Annotated in this window: 15 protein-coding genes; 7 read left to right on the forward strand and 8 right to left on the reverse strand. The window is 71.5% G+C overall.

Annotated features, from left to right (window positions below; genetic code table 11):
• Positions 1-29: 29 nt before the first annotated feature.
• Positions 30-2,846, reverse strand: coding sequence for a preprotein translocase subunit SecA (secA, locus tag ACFZAX_RS16720; RefSeq protein ID WP_390962273.1), 2,817 nt, complete (start codon positions 2,844-2,846; stop codon positions 30-32).
• A 239-nt stretch (positions 2,847-3,085) separates the two neighbouring features.
• On the opposite strand from secA, the gene ACFZAX_RS16725 reads away from it, so the two are divergent.
• Positions 3,086-3,781: a GNAT family N-acetyltransferase gene (locus tag ACFZAX_RS16725; RefSeq protein WP_390962275.1), complete on the forward strand. Its 696-nt coding sequence runs from the start codon at positions 3,086-3,088 to the stop codon at positions 3,779-3,781.
• 94 nt (positions 3,782-3,875) lie between these two features.
• Positions 3,876-5,072, forward strand: a complete 1,197-nt coding sequence (locus tag ACFZAX_RS16730; protein WP_390962276.1) for a DNA glycosylase AlkZ-like family protein — start codon at positions 3,876-3,878, stop codon at positions 5,070-5,072.
• Between the two features lie 55 nt (positions 5,073-5,127).
• Here ACFZAX_RS16730 and ACFZAX_RS16735 read toward each other — a convergent pair whose 3' ends face one another.
• From ACFZAX_RS16735 to mtnA, 7 genes are all read right to left on the reverse strand, one after another.
• Positions 5,128-5,883 (reverse strand): response regulator, encoded by a 756-nt coding sequence (locus ACFZAX_RS16735; protein ID WP_390962277.1) that lies wholly within the window; start codon positions 5,881-5,883, stop codon positions 5,128-5,130.
• Positions 5,884-6,066: 183 nt separating this feature from the next.
• Positions 6,067-6,756 carry a ribosome hibernation-promoting factor, HPF/YfiA family gene (gene hpf, locus ACFZAX_RS16740; protein WP_390962278.1) on the reverse strand — a complete coding sequence of 230 codons (690 nt, stop codon included), beginning with the start codon at positions 6,754-6,756 and terminating at the stop codon, positions 6,067-6,069.
• A 329-nt stretch (positions 6,757-7,085) separates the two neighbouring features.
• Positions 7,086-7,790: a ComF family protein gene (locus tag ACFZAX_RS16745; RefSeq protein ID WP_390962280.1), complete on the reverse strand. Its 705-nt coding sequence runs from the start codon at positions 7,788-7,790 to the stop codon at positions 7,086-7,088.
• 137 nt (positions 7,791-7,927) lie between these two features.
• Positions 7,928-9,796, reverse strand: coding sequence for an LpqB family beta-propeller domain-containing protein (locus ACFZAX_RS16750; RefSeq protein WP_390962281.1), 1,869 nt, complete (start codon positions 9,794-9,796; stop codon positions 7,928-7,930).
• Positions 9,786-11,837 carry an MtrAB system histidine kinase MtrB gene (gene mtrB / locus ACFZAX_RS16755; protein WP_390962283.1) on the reverse strand — a complete coding sequence of 684 codons (2,052 nt, stop codon included), beginning with the start codon at positions 11,835-11,837 and terminating at the stop codon, positions 9,786-9,788. Before mtrB ends, ACFZAX_RS16750 begins: the two co-directional genes overlap by 11 nt.
• Before the next feature lies 1 nt (position 11,838).
• On the reverse strand, positions 11,839-12,528 hold the full coding sequence (gene mtrA / locus ACFZAX_RS16760; RefSeq protein WP_007448372.1) for a two-component system response regulator MtrA: 690 nt from the start codon (positions 12,526-12,528) through the stop codon (positions 11,839-11,841).
• A 4-nt stretch (positions 12,529-12,532) separates the two neighbouring features.
• Positions 12,533-13,678, reverse strand: a complete 1,146-nt coding sequence (mtnA, locus tag ACFZAX_RS16765; RefSeq protein WP_390962285.1) for an S-methyl-5-thioribose-1-phosphate isomerase — start codon at positions 13,676-13,678, stop codon at positions 12,533-12,535.
• 137 nt (positions 13,679-13,815) lie between these two features.
• Here mtnA and ACFZAX_RS16770 point away from each other — a divergent pair, with 137 nt between their 5' ends.
• From ACFZAX_RS16770 to ACFZAX_RS16790, 5 genes are read left to right on the forward strand one after another with little or no spacing between them, the layout of a single operon-like run.
• Positions 13,816-15,204: a hypothetical protein gene (locus ACFZAX_RS16770; RefSeq protein WP_390962286.1), complete on the forward strand. Its 1,389-nt coding sequence runs from the start codon at positions 13,816-13,818 to the stop codon at positions 15,202-15,204.
• Between the two features lie 4 nt (positions 15,205-15,208).
• On the forward strand, positions 15,209-15,907 hold the full coding sequence (locus ACFZAX_RS16775; protein WP_390962288.1) for a DUF4129 domain-containing protein: 699 nt from the start codon (positions 15,209-15,211) through the stop codon (positions 15,905-15,907).
• Positions 15,904-17,289 carry a DUF4350 domain-containing protein gene (locus ACFZAX_RS16780; protein ID WP_390962289.1) on the forward strand — a complete coding sequence of 462 codons (1,386 nt, stop codon included), beginning with the start codon at positions 15,904-15,906 and terminating at the stop codon, positions 17,287-17,289. The genes ACFZAX_RS16775 and ACFZAX_RS16780 overlap by 4 nt, the downstream gene beginning before the upstream one ends.
• Positions 17,286-18,287, forward strand: coding sequence for an AAA family ATPase (locus ACFZAX_RS16785; RefSeq protein ID WP_390962291.1), 1,002 nt, complete (start codon positions 17,286-17,288; stop codon positions 18,285-18,287). Before ACFZAX_RS16780 ends, ACFZAX_RS16785 begins: the two co-directional genes overlap by 4 nt.
• A gap of 10 nt (positions 18,288-18,297) precedes the next feature.
• Positions 18,298-19,611 carry a DUF58 domain-containing protein gene (locus ACFZAX_RS16790; protein ID WP_390962309.1) on the forward strand — a complete coding sequence of 438 codons (1,314 nt, stop codon included), beginning with the start codon at positions 18,298-18,300 and terminating at the stop codon, positions 19,609-19,611.
• Positions 19,612-19,814 lie beyond the last annotated feature (203 nt).

Consider the following 19,814-nt stretch of genomic DNA (forward strand, 5'->3'; position numbering starts at 1 on the left):
CGACCGCCGCGGACCGCTTCTCGCGGGTCCTACTTCTTGCGGCGACGCCCGCCGCCGCCCGCGCTCTTCTGCGCCTTGCGGCGCTCGGCGCGGGTCAGGCCGTCGCCCTCGGGGGCGCTGTCCGCGAACTCGCCCTCCACGACGCCGCCTTCGCCGTCCACCGTCGGGGCGGAGAAGTGCAGGCGGTCGGGGCGCTGCGGGGCTTCGAGGCCCTTGGCGCGGATCTCCGGCCGGGAGGCCGCCGCGACACCGGCGCCCTCCTTGGCGAGCGAGGGCTGCTGGGCGTCGTCCTTGACCGGGACTTCCTCGACCTGCTGCTCGACCTGGACCTCAAGGTTGAAGAGGTAGCCGACCGACTCCTCCTTGATGCCTTCCATCATGGCGTTGAACATGTCGAACCCTTCGCGCTGGTACTCGACCAGCGGGTCCTTCTGCGCCATGGCACGGAGGCCGATGCCCTCCTGGAGGTAGTCCATCTCGTAGAGGTGCTCGCGCCACTTGCGGTCGAGGACCGAGAGGACCACGCGGCGCTCCAGCTCACGCATGATCTCGGAGCCGAGCGACTTCTCGCGCTCCTCGTACTGCGCGTGGATGTCGTCCTTGACGGACTCGGCGATGAAGTCCGCCGTGACACCGGCGAGGTCGCCCGCGGCTTCCTCCAGCTCCTCCACGGTGACCTTCACCGGGTAGAGCTGCTTGAAGGCGCCCCACAGCCGGTCGAGGTCCCACTCCTCCGCGAAGCCCTCGGCGGTCTCCTGGCGGATGTAGTCGTCGATCGTGTCGTCCATGAAGTGACGGATCTGGTCCTGGAGGTCCTCGCCCTCCAGGACGCGACGACGCTCCCCGTAGATGACCTCACGCTGGCGGTTGAGCACCTCGTCGTACTTCAGGACGTTCTTACGCGTCTCGAAGTTCTGCTGCTCGACCTGGGACTGGGCGGAGGCGATGGCGCGGGTGACCATCTTGTTCTCGATCGGAACGTCGTCGGGGACGTTCGCCATCGACATCACGCGCTCGACCATCTGCGCCTTGAACAGGCGCATCAGGTCGTCGCCCAGCGAGAGGTAGAAACGGGACTCGCCCGGGTCGCCCTGGCGGCCGGAACGACCGCGCAGCTGGTTGTCGATACGGCGCGACTCGTGGCGCTCGGTGCCCAGGACGTACAGCCCGCCGAGGTCCTTGACCTCCTCGAACTCCGCCTTCACGGCCAGCTCGGCCTTCTCCAGCGCGGCGGGCAGGGCGGCCGCCCACTCCTCGACGTGCTCGACCGGGTCCAGGCCGCGCTGGCGCAGCTCCGCCTCGGCGAGGTCGTCGGGGTTGCCGCCGAGCTTGATGTCGGTGCCTCGGCCGGCCATGTTCGTCGCGACGGTGACGGCGCCCTTGCGGCCGGCCTGGGCGACGATGGTCGCCTCACGGTCGTGCTGCTTGGCGTTGAGCACCTCGTGCTGGACACCGCGCTTGGAGAGCTGCTGCGAGAGGTACTCGGACTTCTCGACCGAGGTGGTGCCGACCAGGATCGGCTGCCCCTTCTCGTGCTTCTCCGCGATGTCGTCGACGACGGCGGCGAACTTGGCGACCTCGGTGCGGTAGATGAGGTCGGACTGGTCGAGGCGCACCATCGGCCGGTTCGTCGGGATCGGCACGACGCCCAGCTTGTAGATCTGGTGGAACTCGGCGGCCTCGGTCATCGCCGTACCGGTCATGCCGGAGAGCTTGCCGTAGAGGCGGAAGAAATTCTGCAGGGTGATCGTGGCGAGCGTCTGGTTCTCGTCCTTGATGTCCACCCCTTCCTTCGCCTCGATCGCCTGGTGCATGCCCTCGTTGTAGCGGCGGCCGGCGAGGATACGGCCGGTGTGCTCGTCGACGATCATGACTTCGCCGTCGATGACGACGTAGTCCTTGTCCTTCTTGAAGAGTTCCTTCGCCTTGATGGCGTTGTTGAGATACCCGACGAGAGGGGTGTTGACCGACTCGTAGAGGTTGTCGATCCCGAGCCAGTCCTCGACCTTGGCGACGCCGGACTCGTGGATGGCCACGGTCCGCTTCTTCTCGTCGACCTCGTAGTCGCCGGTCTCCTCGATGCCCTTGAGCTGGTTGCCCGCCTCGCCCTTGGTCAGCCGGGTGACCAGCTTGGCGAAGTCGCCGTACCACTTGGTGGCCTGGTCGGCCGGGCCGGAGATGATCAGCGGGGTGCGCGCCTCGTCGACGAGGATCGAGTCGACCTCGTCGACCACCGCGAAGTTGTGGCCCCGCTGCACGAGTTCCTCCTGCGACCACGCCATGTTGTCGCGGAGGTAGTCGAAGCCGAACTCGTTGTTCGTGCCGTACGTGATGTCGCAGGCGTACTGCTCACGACGCTGCGCCGGGGTCATGTTCGCGACGATGCAGCCGACGGTGAGACCGAGGAACTTGTGGACGCGGCCCATCAGCTCGGAGTCGCGCTCGGCCAGGTAGTCGTTGACCGTGATCAGGTGGACGCCCTTGCCGGAGATCGCGTTGAGGTACGCGGGCAGGGTGCCGACGAGGGTCTTGCCCTCACCGGTCTTCATCTCGGCGACGTATCCGAGGTGCAGGGCGGCGCCGCCCATCATCTGCACGTCGTAGTGGCGCTGCCCGAGGACGCGCTTGGCGGCCTCACGGACGGTGGCGAACGCCTCGGGGAGCAGGTCGTCCAGGCTCTCGCCGTCCGCGTACCGTGTCCTGTACTCGTCGGTGAGCGCCCGCAGCTCGGCGTCGGAGAGGTTGACGAAGTCCTCTTCGATGGAGCTGACCTGGTCCGCGATGCGGTGCAGTTTGCGCAGGATCTTGCCTTCGCCTGCACGCATGAGCTTGTTGAAGACGGACACTGAGGCTGGTCTCCTTGCCGGTCGGGCCTGGCACTGGGTCGTTTGACGGACTCTGGCACGGGCACGGCAGGTGGGCCCCACCGCAACGGCCATCGTAAGCGAGGACACCGCCGCGCCGGGAGGGCTGCCCCTGGGTGGACCTCACCGCGCCTTCCAGGACAACGGCCGAAGAGCCTGGAAGGTGCCGGGAAGCCCGGAAAGTGCTCCCGGCGCGACTCCGGGGTCACCAGAATGCGCCCATGGAGCCGATCACCCTCACCTCCCGACGTCTGCTGCTCCGTCCCTTCACCGCCGGGGACACGGACGCGGTGCATCTCGCCTGCCAGGACCCGGAGATCCTCCGCTGGACGGAGATCCCGTCGCCGTACCTGCGCTCCGACGCGGAACTCTTCACGAGCACCCTCGCCCCGGCGGGCTGGCGGGACGACTCCGGTTACCACTTCGCGCTGGTCGAGCGGTACGGCACGCTGGCGGGCGCCCTGGGCCTCGTCCGGCGGCCCGGTCCCGGCACGTACGAGGTCGGCTACTGGCTCGCCCGGCAGCACCGCGGACAGGGGTACGGGACGGAGGCGGTGGTCCGCTCGGCGCTCTGGGCGTTCTCCGTGCTGGGGGCGGTCCGGCTGGAGTGGTGGGCCGAGGCGGGCAACGTGGCCTCCCGGGGGGTCGCTCTGCGCGCCGGTTTCCGGCTGGACGACGGGCAGCGGCCCGAGGCGGCCGGCGGTGGGACCGGGGAGGCGGCCGACGGGACCGCCGTTGCCGGGGGCGAGCGCCGGAGCTTCTGGAGCGCCTCGCTCTTCCCGGCCGACCTGGGGCTCCCGGCGTCCGGCCCGGGGCGGATTCCCGCCCGCCTCGGCCTCCGGCTCACCGGCTCCGGGCTGCCGGAGGCAGGCGCGCGTCCGCCGGGCTCCGCCGCGTATCTGCCCCCGCCGGGCTGAGGCGGGGCCCGACCCGCCTGCCCGGCACTCCCCGGTCGGAGGGCTCTCGTCCGTACCCCCGACGTCTGTCGGTGGCGCCCTCTAAGGTTCCTCCATGACGTCCGAGCCGCCCGTGCAGCCCCCCGTGGTCGAACTCTCCGCCGATCAGGCCCGCCGGATCGCGCTGCGCGCCCAGGGGTTCCTGGGGGCGCCGGACCGCCGCGCCGGGGTGCCCGGGGTGCTGCGCCACCTCGGGGCCGTCCAGCTCGACACCATCTCGGTGCTGGCCCGGTCCCACGAACTGGTTCCGTACGCCCGGCTCGGCGGCATCGGCCGCAAGGCGGTGGAGGAGGCGTACTGGTCGGGGGGCCGCGCCTTCGAGTACTGGTCGCACGCCGCGTGCGTGCTGCCCGTCGAGGAGTGGCCGCACTTCGCGTTCCGCCGCCGCGCCTACCGCGGGCGCCCGCAGTGGCACCACGAGTTGCCCGTCGGCACGTACGACACCGTGATCGCCCAGCTGCGCGCCGAGGGGCCGCTCACCGCGACCCAGCTCGGCGGTGCGAAGAACGGCGGCGAGTGGTGGGACTGGTCCGCCACGAAGGTCGCGGTCGAGCGCGCCCTGATGTACGGCGAGGTCGTCTGCACCGAGCGCCGGGGCTGGAAGCGGGTCTACGACCTCGCCGAGCGGGCGATCCCCGACCGCTTCCTCCACGACGACCTGAGCGACGAGGAGTGCCGGCGCCGGCTCGTCGCGCTCGCCGGCCGCTCGCTGGGTGTCGGCACCCGCTCCGACCTCGCGGACTACCACCGGCTGAAGGCCGAGGACTTCGACGCCGTGGTGGCCGGCTCCGGGCTCGTACCGGTGTCGGTGGAGGGCTGGGGGAAGCCCGCCTGGGCCGATCCGGAGGCGCTGGCCACCGAACCGCGCGGGCGCCACCGCACGACGCTGCTGTCGCCGTTCGACTCCCTGATCTGGGAACGCGCGCGCACCGAACGGATCTTCGGGTTCACCCACCGTCTGGAGGCGTACACCCCGAAGCCCAAGCGGGTGCACGGCTATTTCGCCATGCCCCTGCTGGCCGGCGGGCGGCTCCAGGGCCGCGTCGACCCGGCGCGCGAGGGCACCGTGCTGGTCGCCCGCCAGGTGTCCCTGGCGAGCCCCAAGGCGGTGGCGCCGATGGCCGAGGCGCTCGTGGAGGCGGCCTCCTGGGTCGGCTGCACCGACGTACGGCTGGAGCGGGTGGACACCCCGGGGCTGCGGGAGCCGCTGGCCGCGGCGCTCGGGGCGGCGTTCTCGGCCGCGCTCCGGTGACCGGTCCGTGGCACGAAGGGGCCCCGCGGGGATGACGGAACAGCCCTGAGGGGGCTCACCTGATCTCCAGGATCTTCTCCCGCATGGCATAGACCACGGCTTCCATCCGGGAGTGGAGCTGGAGTTTCTCCAGGATATTGCGGACGTGGTTCTTCACGGTGTTCTCGGAAATGAACAACTGCTTGGCGATGTCACGGTTGTTCTTGCCGGTGGCCACGAGTTTCAGGACTTCGAGTTCGCGGTCGGTGAGCCGGGGCGCGGGGAGGAGCCGCCGGTCGTCGGTGCGCTGGATCATCGATTTGAACTCGGTGAGGAGTTTCGACGCCATCGACGGACTGATCTGGGACTGTCCGTCGGCGACGGCCCGGATGGCCGTGGACACCTCGTCGGTGGAGATCTCCTTGAGCAGATATCCGGTGGCACCGGCTTTGATCGCGTCGTAGAGGTCCGCCTCCTCGTCGCTGATCGTCAGCATGATGATCTTCGCACTGGGGGCCACCTCCTTGATGGCGGTGCACGCCTCGATGCCACCGCGTTTGGGCATCCGTACGTCCATCAGCACGATGTCGGGCAGCAGGTCCGCCGCCTTGTCGACGGCCTCCGCGCCGTCCCCCGCCTCGCCGACGACCTGGATGTCCTCCTCCTGCTGGAGAACGATCTCCAGCCCTCTGCGGAAGAGCGCGTGGTCGTCCACCACCAGGACCCGGATGGGCTCTTTGCGGGGCGAGGCGTCCTCGTCCGCGCCGGCTCGGGTACGGGCAGCTTCTCCGGAAACATTCGTGTCGCGCACGGGCCCGAAGGTGTCCGCCATCGTTCCTCCCCCTGAAGGCCACGGCCTGAAATCACACACGGTCGCCAACGGCACTGCAGCGCATACCGGTTGGCTCGGGAGACCATGCTTTCATGCCCGGCCACCGGAACGGAGATCCCGTGGTCGCACGCCGGTGCCCCCGGGGGCGCGCACGCTCTCCGGGGGCACCGCGAAAACGGTTCGTCAGCCGCCGAGCGCGCCGCCCGCGCCACCGGCTTCGTCGGCGGCGAGGGGGTCGGTCCTCAGGTGGATGACACCGTAGTCGTAGGCGTGCCGCCGGTAGACGACGCTGGGTTCCTTGGTCTCCGCGTCGACGAACAAGTAGAAGTCGTGGCCGACCAGTTCCATCTCGTAGAGCGCCTGGTCGAGCAGCATCGGAGCCGCCACGTGCGTCTTCTCGCGCATCACCAGCGGGCCTTCGCCCTGTACCTCCAGCGAACCGAACTTCGTGGTGGGTACCTCCTGGACCGCCTGGTCGTTGACCAGTTCGCCGTCCTCGTCGAACGCTGCCGTGCCCGGCACCACGTCTCCGACCTCGGCGGCCGACAGACGGCCGTTGCCGCGGCGGCTGTAGCGCTTGTCGTGCTGCTTGCGCAGCCTCGCTTCCAGCTTGCCCGTGGCCAGGTCCAGCGCCGCGTACGCGTCGCCCGCAGCCGCTTCCGCCCGGATCACCGGGCCGCGCGAGCGGAGCGTGATCTCCACCCGGTCGGAACGGTCGGCCTGACGGGGGTTCGGCTCCTTGGACACCTCGACGTCGAGGCTGATCACCTTGCCGTCGAACTTCTGGATCTTGTCCAGCTTCAGCTTCTCGGCCACGTGCTTGCGGAACCGCTCGGGCACCTCGGTCTTGCGGCCCTTGACGACGATGTCCACGCAGAACTCCGTTCCCGGATCGCTCCGCAACGGTGGCGGAGCGCCTCCCTTTTGCACCAGGCTCCGCTGGTATTCCGGAGCCTCGGACTCGGTGACCTTCCACCTCCTCCTGCCCACCGGCGGGTTCACCATCCCACCGATCTTCCGACAGCTGAACTCCGGTTGTCGGCCTGCCCGAAACCTGGTGGTGCATTCATCGAGGCCTGGGGTTCACCATTCCTCACCACCGAACATAGCGTGCCGACCGCCTTGTCGGCACCCGCTACTCACGCGTACCTCCGTTCAGGTCCCTTTGCCCTTCCATGACCTGCGGAGATGAAACATTTCTGTCAGTTCCGGTTTATTCCGAAGGCAGACGGAGAAGCTGCGACCACAGCTGCTCCGGGCGGTGCGCCCGCGCCCGCCCGACGCAGTGCCGGGCCGACCGCGCGGGCCGCTTCGGCCAGCGTCGCCCCGGTCGTCAGCAGGTCGTCCACCAGCACCACCCGGCCGGCCGCGAGAAGCCGTTCCGAGCCGGGCACGGCCTCCAGCGCGCCCGCGAGGTTGGCCCGCCGCTCGGCCGCCCGGAGCCCCGCCTGGTCGGCGACCCGGCGCCGCTGCCGCAGTACGGGGAGGACCCGCGCCGGGGTGCCCGAGTGCCGCAGCGCGGCGGTCGCCGCGCGGGCGAGGCGGCGTACCGGATCGTGTCCGCGCGCGGCGGTGGCACGGCGGGCGGACGGTACCGGGACGAGCAGCACGGGCCCGTCCTGCCCGGCCCGTACGGCGGCCGCGAGGGCGTCGCCGAGCGGCCTCGCGAGCGCCAGGGCGCCGCGCTCCTTGTGGGCCAGCAGAAGGGCGCGCACGGCGTTCTCGTACGGAGCGACGGCGTGCACGACCGGAAGCCCGGGCGGCTCGGGCGAGGGCCGCACCCGGCACGGCTCCCGGCCGCTCAGCGCATCGCCGCAGACGGCGCACAGCTCCGTACGCGGCCTGCCGCAGCCCCCGCAGGCCACCGGCAGGACCAGTCCGGCGAACTCCCGCCACCATTCCCGCACGGCACCACCCTGCCCGCCGCTCCAAGGCCCCGCCACCCCTGTGGACAACGCGGCTGTGGACGGCGCGACGGTGGACGACGCGGCTGTGGACGACGCCGCCGGAACCGGCCGGGGCCACGGCCCGGGCGGACCCGGCCTCAGCCCGGGTAGACCAGCGAGGTGCCCTTCTTCAGCACGGTCTGCCAGTTGTCGCCGGGCGACAGCTTCACGATGCCGTCGCTCATGGTGTCCGCCATCAGCGGCAGGAGTTCGTCGTCGGCCGCGGCGATCGACTCGACCTGGTTGACGCCGGGCAGCACCTCGGAGGACGAGGTGGATCCGTCCGCCTGCACGTAACGCACCTGCTGGACCCCGCCCTCCTCCTTGCCGACCACGACCAGCCGGCCCCGTCCGGACCAGGAGACGGCGGTGACGTCGGTGAGCTGCGGCGCGGCCTGCCGCAGGTCCTGCACGGACACCTGCTGCGTGGCACCGGAGCCGACCCTCTCGACCCGGCCGATCTTCAGCGTCCGGTGGCCCTTCTCCCCCACGAGCAGGGCGATCCGCACCCCGTCGGCGGACATCCGGAGCGCTTCGATCCGCTCCCCGCCGAGGCCCGGTACGGCGACGTCCTGCGGGGTGCCCTCACCGTCGGCCAGTCTGAGCAGCCGGGGTTCGTCCGGGTCGCGGTCGGCGACCCAGAGATCGCCCCGGCCGTCCCAGCTCGGTGCCGACAGACGGTTGTCGGCGGACGCCGCGTGGCTGACGACCGGGGCCTCGGCGGGCAGTTCGCCCTCCTCGACGATGGACGCCACGTACAGCTGCGAGCGGTCCGTCGTCACCGCGGCGGCCTTCTGCTCGTCGCGGGAGACGCCGACCGCGCTCATCGGCCGGGTGCCCTCGCCGAGCGGGCCGGTCACGGGGAGGGGGTCGCCGCTGCCCTTGGTCGAACCGGGAATCCGCTGCACCTTCCCCTCGTCGACGAAGTACTGGCCGACGGGGGTTCCGGAGCCCCGGTCCGGGGTGAATCCGGTCGTCTCCTCGGCGCCCAGCGAGCAGAGCACCTTCCGCCCGTTCTCCAGCTCGACCTGCTCGACCCGGGCGGACGTCAGGTCCCGCAGGGTGAAGAGCACCTGGGCCGCCATCCTCCGGCAGGCGCTCCGGGTGGCGTGGGCGGCCTCCTTGTTGAGCGGCACCTTGAGGACGTTCTGGTCGTCGGGTGCCAGCGAGGTGACGCCCTTCTGCAGCGTCGTACCGGTGGGGAAGCTGGAATCGACGACGGGCCGCAACCAGTCGGTCGGCCCGTCGAGGAGGGTCCGGACGGTCTGCGTGGTGGCGTCCATCCGTGTCACCGGATCGGTCCGGTTGCGTACGTAGACGGGGTCGGCGACCAGCGCGGCGGGACCGTCCGCCGGGCCGGCCGCGAAGTAGTAGGTGTTGACGGAGCGGTAGAGCCGCTTGAAGTCGGACTGGCCGAGTACGAGCCCGTCCGGCACCGAGCTGATCCGCCACTCCTGCTTGCCGTCGGCGCTCTTCTCCCGCACCAGGTGCAGGCTCTGCACGTAGTCGGCCGGCGCGATCGGCTGGTACGAGCTCTGCGCGTCCACCTCCGCCACCTTCTGGCCGCTGAGGGTGTACGTGGTGTCCGTCGCGTCGTGCTCCGCGCCCTGCGGGGCGGGGGCGTTGCGGTTCGGGGCCTTGGCGAGCACGGTGGTGCCGGCGGCGGGGCGCCAGGTGCGCGCCGCGTCCTGCGTCAGATAGGTGCGGGTCGTCCGGAACGAGGGATCGTCACTCGTCATCGACTCCAGGAACCCGTCGACCACCTCGCCCGGCTCCGCCCCGTCGCGCGGCGGTACGGCGTAGACCTGCACCTGGGCGTCACCGGCCTGGGAGGCGTCGACGGGCTTGACGTCCCCGACGACGGGCATCGACCCGCAGCCGACCAGCAGCAGGATGCCGAGGCCGAGCACCGCGGTCGCCCGGCCGGCTCTGCGGCGGCGGCCGTCCCTACGACGGTCAGAACCCACGTCGGGTGTCCTCCTGGTCCGGGAGCCTGTCCGGGGTCTGCTCCCGGGCCTGCTCGGGGATCTGTGGTGCGGGGGCGGCGGGAGCGGAACCCGGGCGGGGGACCACTCGCGCGCCGCTGCCGGGCAGTGCCGCGGGGTGGACCGAGGCGGGCGCCTGCCGCGAGGCACCCGGCCGGCCCGACACGGGCAGCGCGCCGCGGTCGGAGGAGCTGGGCTGGTGGGGCACGGCCATCACGCGGTGCCGGCCCTCGGTGTCGGCGGCGGTACGGGTGTCTCCCGCGCCGGAGCGTTCGCGGTCCGCGACGTTGCGCCGCGAGTCCTCGGGTTCCAGGGGTATCGGGGATCCGCGCAGCGGCTCGTCCGCCGTACGGGGGAGGGTGAGCCGGAACTGCGAGCCGCCCCCGGGCTCGCCCCATGCCTGGAGCCAGCCGCCGTGCAGCCGGGCGTCCTCCACGGCGATGGAGAGCCCGAGCCCGGTGCCCCCTGTCGTACGGGCGCGGGCCGGGTCGGCCCGCCAGAACCGGTTGAAGACGCGCGTCGCCTCGCCGGGCTTCAGTCCGACACCGTAGTCGCGCACCGCGACGGCGACGGCGCCCTGGGCCGCGCCCATCCGCACCACGACGTCCCGGCCCTCACCGTGCTCGACGGCGTTGACGACGAGGTTGCGCAGGACGCGCTCGACCCGTCGGGGGTCCGCCTCCGCGACGACCGGCAGTTCGTCGCCGACCACCCGGATGCGGGTGCCCTTCCGCTCGGCCAGGGGTTCGGCGCCGCCGATCACCCGGCGGACGACGGACCGCAGGTCGATCGGCTCGGCGTCCAGCGCTGCCGCCCCCGCGTCGAACCGGCTGATCTCCAGCAGGTCGGAGAGGAGGGACTCGAACCGGTCGAGCTGGTCACCGAGGAGTTCGGCGGCGCGGCCGGTTATCGGGTCGAAGTCCACCCGCGCCTCGTGGATGACGTCGGCCGCCATCCGCACGGTGGTGAGGGGGGTGCGCAGCTCGTGCGAGACGTCGGAGACGAAGCGGCGCTGCATCCGGGACAACTCCTCCAGCTGCTGGATCTTCAGCTGGAGATTCTGGGCCATCTTGTTGAAGGCCTCGCCGAGCCGCGCGATGTCGTCCTCGCCGGTGACCTTCATCCGCTCCTGGAGCCGCCCCGCCGAGAGCCGCTCGGCGATCCCGGCCGCCATCCGTACCGGGGTGACGACCTGGCGCACCACGAACCAGGCGATGGCGCAGAGGAGGACCACGACGAACAGCCCGGCGGTGGCGAGCGTCGTCTTGACCAGCGCCAGGGACTTCTCCTCCTGCGTGAGCGGGAAGAGGTAGTACAGCTCGTAGGGGTTGTGGTCGATGTCGTAGAGCCGCTTGCCCACGACGAGCCCGGGCTGCGACGTGCCGTACGAGTACCGGATCAGTGAATACGTCTGGAACGCGCCCGGTCCCTTGTCGACCGACTCGCGCAGGCGGTCCGGGACGCTCGACGCCTCCACGCTCCCCGAACCGCGCGGAGCCCGGCTGGCGGTGCCCCGGCTCACGGAGTCCGGGCTGAGCGCCACCACGTTGAAGGCGTTGGCGCCGCCGCTGGCCAGCTGGTCGACGAGGTCGGTCCGCCAGGAGGTGTTGGCCGACATGCCGTCGGAGCCTTCCTCGCGGCCCGGTGTGAGGGGCTCGTTCGCCTTCGCCTGGGCTGCGGCGAACCCGCCGGCAGCCTGGGTCTGGGCGGCTTTGCCCTTGGCGTCGAGCAGACCGTTGCGTACCTGTCCGATGACGACGAAGCCGAGCAGCAGCACGACTCCGAGCGACATCAGCAGGGTGCCCGCGACGACCCGCAGCTGGAGATTGCGGCGCCACACCCGCACGGCGGGCAGCAGCGGACGCCGCACCCAGCGCAGCAGGAGGCGCGGGAAAGGGCCTCCGGGCGTCCGGTCGGTGAACAACCGGCCGCTCCGGAGAAGACCGGAACGCCCCGGTCCGGCAGCCCGCTCCTCGGGGGCTCCGGGCTCCCCGGGGCCAGGAGCAGCGCTGCCTCGGGTCATGTCAGCTGGGTCCGGCCTTGTAGCCGACGCCACGCACGGTGACGACGATCTCGGGCCGCTCCGGGTCCTTCTCGACCTTGGAACGGAGCCGCTGGACGTGCACGTTCACCAGACGGGTGTCCGCCGCGTGCCGGTAACCCCACACCTGCTCCAGCAGGACCTCGCGGGTGAAGACCTGCCACGGCTTGCGGGCGAGCGCGACCAGCAGATCGAACTCCAGGGGGGTCAGCGCGATGGACTGGCCCTCCCGCTTCACCGAGTGCCCGGCCACGTCGATGACCAGGTCACCGATGGTCAACTGCTCGGGCGCCGGCTCCTCCGACCTCCGCAGGCGTGCCCTGATCCTGGCCACCAACTCCTTGGGCTTGAACGGCTTCACGATGTAGTCGTCGGCCCCGGACTCCAGGCCCACCACCACGTCGACGGTGTCACTCTTCGCGGTGAGCATCACGATCGGCACGCCGGACTCGGCCCTGATGAGCCTGCAGACCTCGATGCCGTCCCGTCCGGGCAGCATGAGGTCGAGCAGCACCAGGTCCGGCTTCGCCTCCCGGAAGGCAGCAAGTGCCTTGTCGCCGTCCGCTACGAACGACGGTTCAAAACCTTCTCCACGCAACACGATGCCGAGCATCTCGGCCAGTGCGGTGTCGTCGTCGACGACAAGGACGCGTCCCTTCATAATCGACATCATCCCATTAGCTAATCGTTATCTGCGATGACCTGGCACACAGCTCGGCCAGTCCGGCCCTCGTGACCGGCGAAATGACGCCCTCCTCCGTGACGATCGCCGTGATCAGTTCAGGCGGTGTGACGTCGAACGCCGGGTTGTACACCGGGGTTCCCAGCGGTGCCACGACCAGTCCGCCACCCTCTCCCTCTCGCGACGCGGACCGTGGCAATGTGAGCTCCGTCACCTCGCGGCCGGAGCGCCGTTCGACGACGATCGAAGCGCCGTCCGGGGTGGACCGATCCACCGTCGTGGTCGGTGCCACCACGACGAACGGCACGTGGTGGTACTTCGCGAGCACCGCGAGCGGGTAGCTCCCCACCTTGTTCGCCACGGAGCCGTCCTCGGCGATGCGGTCCGCGCCGATCAGTACCGCGTCCACCTGCCCCGCGGCGAACAGCGACCCTGCCGCGTTGTCCGTGAGCAGCTGGTACGCCATTCCGTGCCGGGCGGCCTCGTAGGCGGTGAGCCGGGAGCCCTGGAGCAGTGGACGCGTCTCGTCCACCCACAGCCGGCGCAGCCTGCCCTGCCGGTGCGCCGCGAGCGCGACGGCGAATGCCGTCCCCTCGCCGCCGGAGACCAGCGCTCCGGTGTTGCAGTGGGTCAGCAGGCGGTGACCGCCGGCCGGCAGCAGCTCGTCCAGGAGGGACAGGCCGTACCGGGCCATGCGGCCGGAAGCCTCGGCGTCCTGGCGGTGCAGGGCCCGCGCCTCGGCGAGCGCCGCGGCGGCGGCCCGTTCGGGCGCCGCCCCGTCCGCGAGGGCCGCCGCGTGGGCGCGGACCGCGCGCCGGACCCCGTACGCGAGGTTCACCGCGGTGGGCCGCGCCGTGGCCAGCAGCTCCGCGGCCTCGTCCACGTCGTATCCGCGGACCGCCGCGAGGGCGACGCCGTACGCCCCGGCGATGCCCAGCAGCGGTGCCCCGCGCACCGCCAGCGTCTGGATCGCCCGCACCAGCGCGGGTGCGTCGGTGCAGACCAGCTCGACCTCCTCGCCGGGAAGCCGGGTCTGGTCGAGCAACACCAGGACCGGGCCTTCGGGCGGGTCGTCCCAGCGGAGTACGGGAAGCGCGGAGGGCTCGATGCCCACCGGCGATTGCGGGTCCAGATCAGCCATCCGCCCAGTCTGCCCGCTGGGAGGCCCACATATGAAGGTGCCAACCAGAAGCACCTCGAACGCACTTCTGCCCCGCGTGGCACGATGGCTGCCAACCTGCCGCCCCGATGTGCGGTCAGGACGGTGAAGGAGCCAGAATGAACGACTCTCCGGGCTGGGCCCCGCCCGGATCCGCGCCCTCCGACGAGCAGGGCGCCGGCGTACCCCGCCCCTCCGGACCCGTCGACTCCGAACCACCCACCGGCTCCCGGTCCACGAGCGGGAATTCCACGGGCGGGAACTTTACGGACGGGAACTCCACGGACGGGAACTCCACGGACGGGCACGGCACGGACGGCAGCCCGGCCGACGGGAACGGCGCGGCAGGCCAGTGGTCCGCTGCCCAGCCGCCGCCCGGCCAGTGGTCCGCCCCGGCCTCGCCCGCACCCGGGCCGGGGGCTCCCCCGCCGGCACCGGGCTGGGGCGGCGACCAGAACCCCGGCGGCTCCCGGGGCTGGGGGCACCCGACTCCCCAGCCGCGTCCGGGCTGGGGCGGAGCTCAGGGCTGGGGCCTGGCTCCGATGGCACCCAAGCCGGGTGTCGTCCCGCTCCGTCCGCTGAGCGTCGGTGAGATGCTCGACGGGTCGGTCTCGGCCATGCGCGCCCACTGGCGTACGGCTCTGGGAGTCAGCCTGGTGGTCGCCGTCTTCGTGCAGATCGTCTCCGTCCTGGTCGAACGCTTCCTCCTCCCCGAGCCGGTCACGATCGACCCGGACGCTTCCGATACCGAAGCCCTCCGTCAGTCCTTCGACGCGATGCGGTCCCTGCTCGTCACGAGCGCACCGAGCGCGGTCCTCAGCATGGCCGCCTTCCTCTTCACCGCCTCGGTGCTCGGTGTCGTGGTCAGCCGCTCGGTGCTGGGCCGCACCGCCACCTCGGCAGAGGTCCGGGCGGAGGTCCGCCCCCGGCTCCTGGGCGTGGTGGGGCTGGCGCTGCTGCTCGCGGTGTCCATCGTGGCGATCATGGCGGTGGGCGCGGCCCCGGGACTGCTCGTCGGTTCCACGGAGGGCGCCGCTCTCCTCGGGCTCGGGTGCCTCGCCGCCTTCGGAGTGTCCCTCTGGCTGATGATCGTCTCCTGCCTCGCGGCCCCGGCCCTGGTGCTGGAGCGGCAGTCGGTGTCTCAGGCCCTCCGTCGGTCCGCGAAGCTGGTCCGGGGAGCCTGGTGGCGGATCTTCGGCATCCTGGCCCTCACTTCCCTCTGTGTCGCCGTCGTGTCCACGGTCATCGCCATTCCCTTCCTGCTGATCGGGATCACCGTCGACGGAGGCGCGTCCAGTTCCCTCTTCAGTAACGAACCGACCCCGACCGGCTGGCCCTTCCTCCTCGTGTCGAGCATCGGCAACGTGCTCGTCTCGATGCTGGCGTACCCCTTCGTCTCCGGCGTGATCTCGCTGGTCTACGTCGACCAGCGCATCCGCCGCGAGGCTCTCGACCTGGAACTCGGCCGTGCCGCCGGGATCCCCGGCTACACGACCACCGGAGGCTGATGGCATGACGGGTGCGGGGGGCACCACCACGTCGGAGCCACATGTGTGGGCCGGCCCGAGGTTCGGAGGGATACCCGTGGACACGCCTCGGGTTCCCGCACGGGAGGCGGCGGAGAACGAGCTGTCCAAGGGCATGTACCACGAGAGCGACCCCGGACTGCTGAGACGAGCCCTCGACTCCTTCTGGGACTGGGTCGGCGGGCTCTTCGACTCGGCCGCCGGCATCGCGCCCGGGGGTCCACTGGGCGTCCTCGTCCTGGTCGTCCTGGCCATCGGCCTGGCCACCGCCCTCTGGTGGCGGCTGGGCACACCGAAACGGGCGGCCGGCCCGGCCAAGTCCCTCTTCCGGGAGAGCGGACCGCGCGGCGCCGCCGAGCATCGCGCCGCTGCCGAGAGGCACGCGGCCGCTCTCCGCTGGACCGAGGCGGTCCAGGAACGCACCCGCGCGATCGTCCGCTCCCTGGAGGAACGCGCACTGCTCGATCCCCGCCCCGGCCGCACGGCCGACGAAGCGGCGGAAGAGGCCGGACGCCGGCTGCCGGACCACGCGTCCAGGCTGCGCGCCGCGGCCCGCACCTTCGACGCGCTCACGTACGGCGGCCGTACCGCGGACGAGACCGCGTATCTGACCGTCCGCACCCTCGACAGCGACCTCGATGCGACGCGACCCGCCACCGCCGTCATGACGGGAGCCGCCGGATGACCGGGTCCACGCAGACCCCCGGCCCCGACCCCGCCGGTACCGGTGCCGCCCCGGGCTCCACGGGCACGGGCGCCGCTCCTGCGGGTACGCGGCCGGCCCCGGGGCCCACCTCCCTGGCCGCGCCCCCCGCACAGTTGTGGAAGCGTGCCCGCGGCTTCCTGTCGGCCCTGCTCGTCCTGGTCATCGGCGGCATCACCATCGCGGCTCTGCAGCCCGGCGGCCACCACGGGACGCTCGACCCCCGCTCGGCCGACCCTGAGGGCAGCAGAGCCCTGGCGGAACTCCTTGAGCACCGCGGTGTCACCGTCGACGTGGTCACCACACTCGCCGGTGCCGTCTCCGCGGCCGGACCCGGCAGCACGCTCCTGGTCGCCACCCCGGACCTGCTCACCGAGTTCCAACAAGAACGGCTGTCCGACGCCACCGCCGGCCGTACCGTCCTGATCGCCCCGGGAGAGCCGTCCGTCCCCGTACTCGCCCCCGGCGTGGACGTCGGACCCACCGTCGGGGTGACCACCCGCGCCGCCGCCTGTTCGTACCCTGCCGCCCGCCGCGCGGGCACGGCCGACCTCGGCGGAGTCACCTACACGACGGACCGCCCCGAAGCCCTCGGCTGCTACCCGGCCCATGGCCTCACCCCGCTCCTCGTCGTCCCGAGGCAGAACGGTGAGACCGTCCTGCTCGGTGCCCCCGACCTCCTGGCCAACCGGCGCCTCGCCCACGGGGGCAACGCCTCGCTGGCCCTGCAACTCCTCGGCTCCCGTGCCCATCTCGTCTGGTACCTCCCCTCTCTCTCTGACCCTTCCGCCACCGAGGGCGGCCAGGGCACGAACAATGACCGTCATGCCGACCGGGACCACCGGGCCGGTCACGGCTCCGGGCAGGACCACCGCACCGGCAGTGGCTCCGGCCAAGACCACGAGACCGAGGCTGACTCCGCCGGGGACGACCAGCCCGACTTCTTCGACCTGATCCCCTCCGGCTGGTTGTGGGGCACACTCCAACTCGCCGTCGCTGCCGCGCTCGCGGCTCTCTGGCGCGGACGCAGGTTCGGCCCGCTGGTGACCGAGAACCTGCCGGTGGCCGTCCACGCCTCCGAAGCGACGGAGGGTCACGCCCGCCTCTACCGGAAGGCCGGCGCACGCGACCGTGCCGCCGCCCTGCTCCGCGAAGCCGCTCGTACCCGCCTCGCCCCACTCGTGGGCGTCTCTCCCCGCGACGCGCGATCCCCGGACGTGCTCGTCCCCGCACTCTCCGCCCGGCTCCCCGCCGACGGCGACCTCGATGCCCTGCTCTTCGGCCCGGCTCCGGCCGACGACACCGCACTGATACGCCTGGCCGACCAACTCGACGCCCTCGAAAGAGAGGTACGCACGTCATGAGCGCCCCGACCCCGGCGATTCCAGGGACCTCCGCGGGTCCCAGGAACTCCGACGAAGCCCGCGCATCACTCGAAGCCCTGCGCTCCGAGATCGCCAAGGCAGTCGTCGGTCAGGACCCGGCCGTCACCGGACTCGTCGTCGCCCTGCTCTGCCGGGGGCACGTCCTGCTGGAGGGCGTCCCCGGCGTGGCCAAGACCTTGCTCGTCCGCGCCCTGGCCGCCTCCCTCGAACTCGACACCAAGCGTGTCCAGTTCACCCCCGACCTGATGCCCAGTGACGTCACCGGGTCCCTCGTCTACGACGCACGCACCGCCGAGTTCTCCTTCCAGGCAGGCCCGGTCTTCACCAACCTGCTGATCGCCGACGAGATCAACCGCACGCCCCCCAAGACCCAGTCCTCGCTCCTTGAGGCCATGGAGGAGCGACAGGTCAGCGTCGACGGAACCCCTCGTCCCCTCCCCGACCCCTTTCTCGTCGTCGCCACCCAGAACCCGGTGGAGTACGAGGGCACATACCCCCTCCCCGAGGCCCAACTGGACCGCTTCCTTCTGAAGCTGACGGTGCCTCTCCCCTCCCGGGAGGAAGAGATCAACGTCCTCACCCGTCACGTCGAGGGCTTCAATCCGCGTGACCTGAAGGCGGCGGGCATATCTCCCGTCGCAGGTCCGGCCGACCTGGAGGCCGCACGAGCCGCTGTCGCCACGACCTCGGTCTCCCCCGAGGTCGCCGGTTATGTCGTCGATCTCTGCCGTGCCACACGCGAATCCCCCTCGCTCGCCCTCGGCGTCTCCCCCCGCGGCGCCACCGCGCTGCTCTCCGCCGCCCGTGCGTGGGCCTGGCTCACCGGCAGGGACTACGTCATCCCCGACGATGTGAAGGCCCTCGCTCTGCCCGCACTCCGTCATCGCATCCATCTGCGGCCCGAGGCCGAGATGGAGGGCGTCACCCCGGACGCCGTCATCACGGCGGTCCTCGCCCTCGTGCCCGTCCCCCGATGAGGCGGTGACCATGGCCCTCACCGGAAGAGCCGCTCTTCTTGCCGCTGCGGGGTCACTCCCTGTAGGCATCCTGGCCCCCAGCTGGGCCGGGATGCTTGCGGTGAATGCCCCCCTCTCGCTAGCCATTCTGTGCGACTACGCCCTGGCAGCACCAGTGCGAAGCCTGCGTTTCACCCGATCCGGTGATACATCTGTTCGACTTGGTGACGACGCCTCGGTGCAACTCACCGTGACCAACAGCTCCCGTCGGCGCCTGCGTGCCGAGCTTCGCGACGCCTGGTCTCCGAGCAGTGGAGCCACGGCCGCGGAGGCCGGTGCGTCACGCCATACGTTCTCCCTCGCCGCCGGCGAGGCGCGACGACTCACCACGCTGCTCCGGCCGACCCGGCGGGGGGATCGTGTCCCCGATCGGGTGACAGTCCGCTCCGTGGGCCCGCTGGGTCTGGCGGCGCGTCAGGGCTACCACCGGGTCCCGTGGAACGTCCGGGTGCTCCCGCCGTTCACCAGCCGCAAGCACCTGCCCTCCCGTCTCGCGCGCCTCCGCGAGCTCGACGGGCGCACGAGCGCGCTGAGCCGTGGCGAGGGAACCGAGTTCGACAGCCTGCGCCCGTACGTGCCGGGTGACGACACCCGGTCCATCGACTGGCGGGCCACGGCGCGGCAGTCGGCGGTGGCCGTCCGCACCTGGCGCCCCGAACGGGACCGGCACATCCTGATCGTCCTCGACACCGGCCGTACATCGGCCGGCCGGGTCGGGGACATGCCGCGGCTCGATGCCGCGATGGACGCCGCCCTCCTCCTCACCGCTCTGGCCGGACGGGCAGGAGACCAGGTGAACCTGCTTGCCCACGACCGGCGGGTCAGGGCCCAGGTCCGTGGCCGCACGGCCACCGGAAGCCTGTTGGCGAGAGTGGTGGACGCCCTGGCGACGCTGGAGCCCGAGCTGGTCGAGACGGACACCCGCGGCATGAGCACCGCCGCTCTGGCCGCAGCTCCGCAGCGCTCGTTGATCGTGTTGCTGACCACTCTGGACGGCGCCCCCGCCGAGGAGGGCCTGCTGACGGTCCTCCCGCAGCTCACCAGGCGCCACACCGTGATCGTGGCGGCCGTGGCCGATCCCCGCGTGGAGGAGATGTCCCGCAGAAGGGGCTCGGCGGAGGCGATCTACGAGGCCGCCGCCGCTACCCGCGCCCAGGCCCAGCGCCTGCACGTCGCGGAACGAATCCGTCACCACGGAGGCGTCGTGGTCGACGCGCTCCCGGAAAGCCTGGCACCGGCGCTGGCCGACGCCTACCTGTCGCTCAAGGCGGCCGGCCGGCTCTGAACGCGCGCCGCCCTGTTCTCGGTCGTCCGACCCCGGTAGGCGCCCGGGGACGGAAAGTAGAGAACAGGGCGAAAACCCATGAGCGGGAGCCGTAATTCGCGACATGGCCCCGGAACGCAGAAAACCCCCGTGCCACAAGGCACGGGGGTCTCCCGGAAAAATTGTTCGGCGGCGTCCTACTCTCCCACAGGGTCCCCCCTGCA

The sequence above is a fragment of the Streptomyces sp. NPDC008125 genome (assembly GCF_042957125.1).
Lineage (GTDB): Bacteria > Actinomycetota > Actinomycetes > Streptomycetales > Streptomycetaceae > Streptomyces.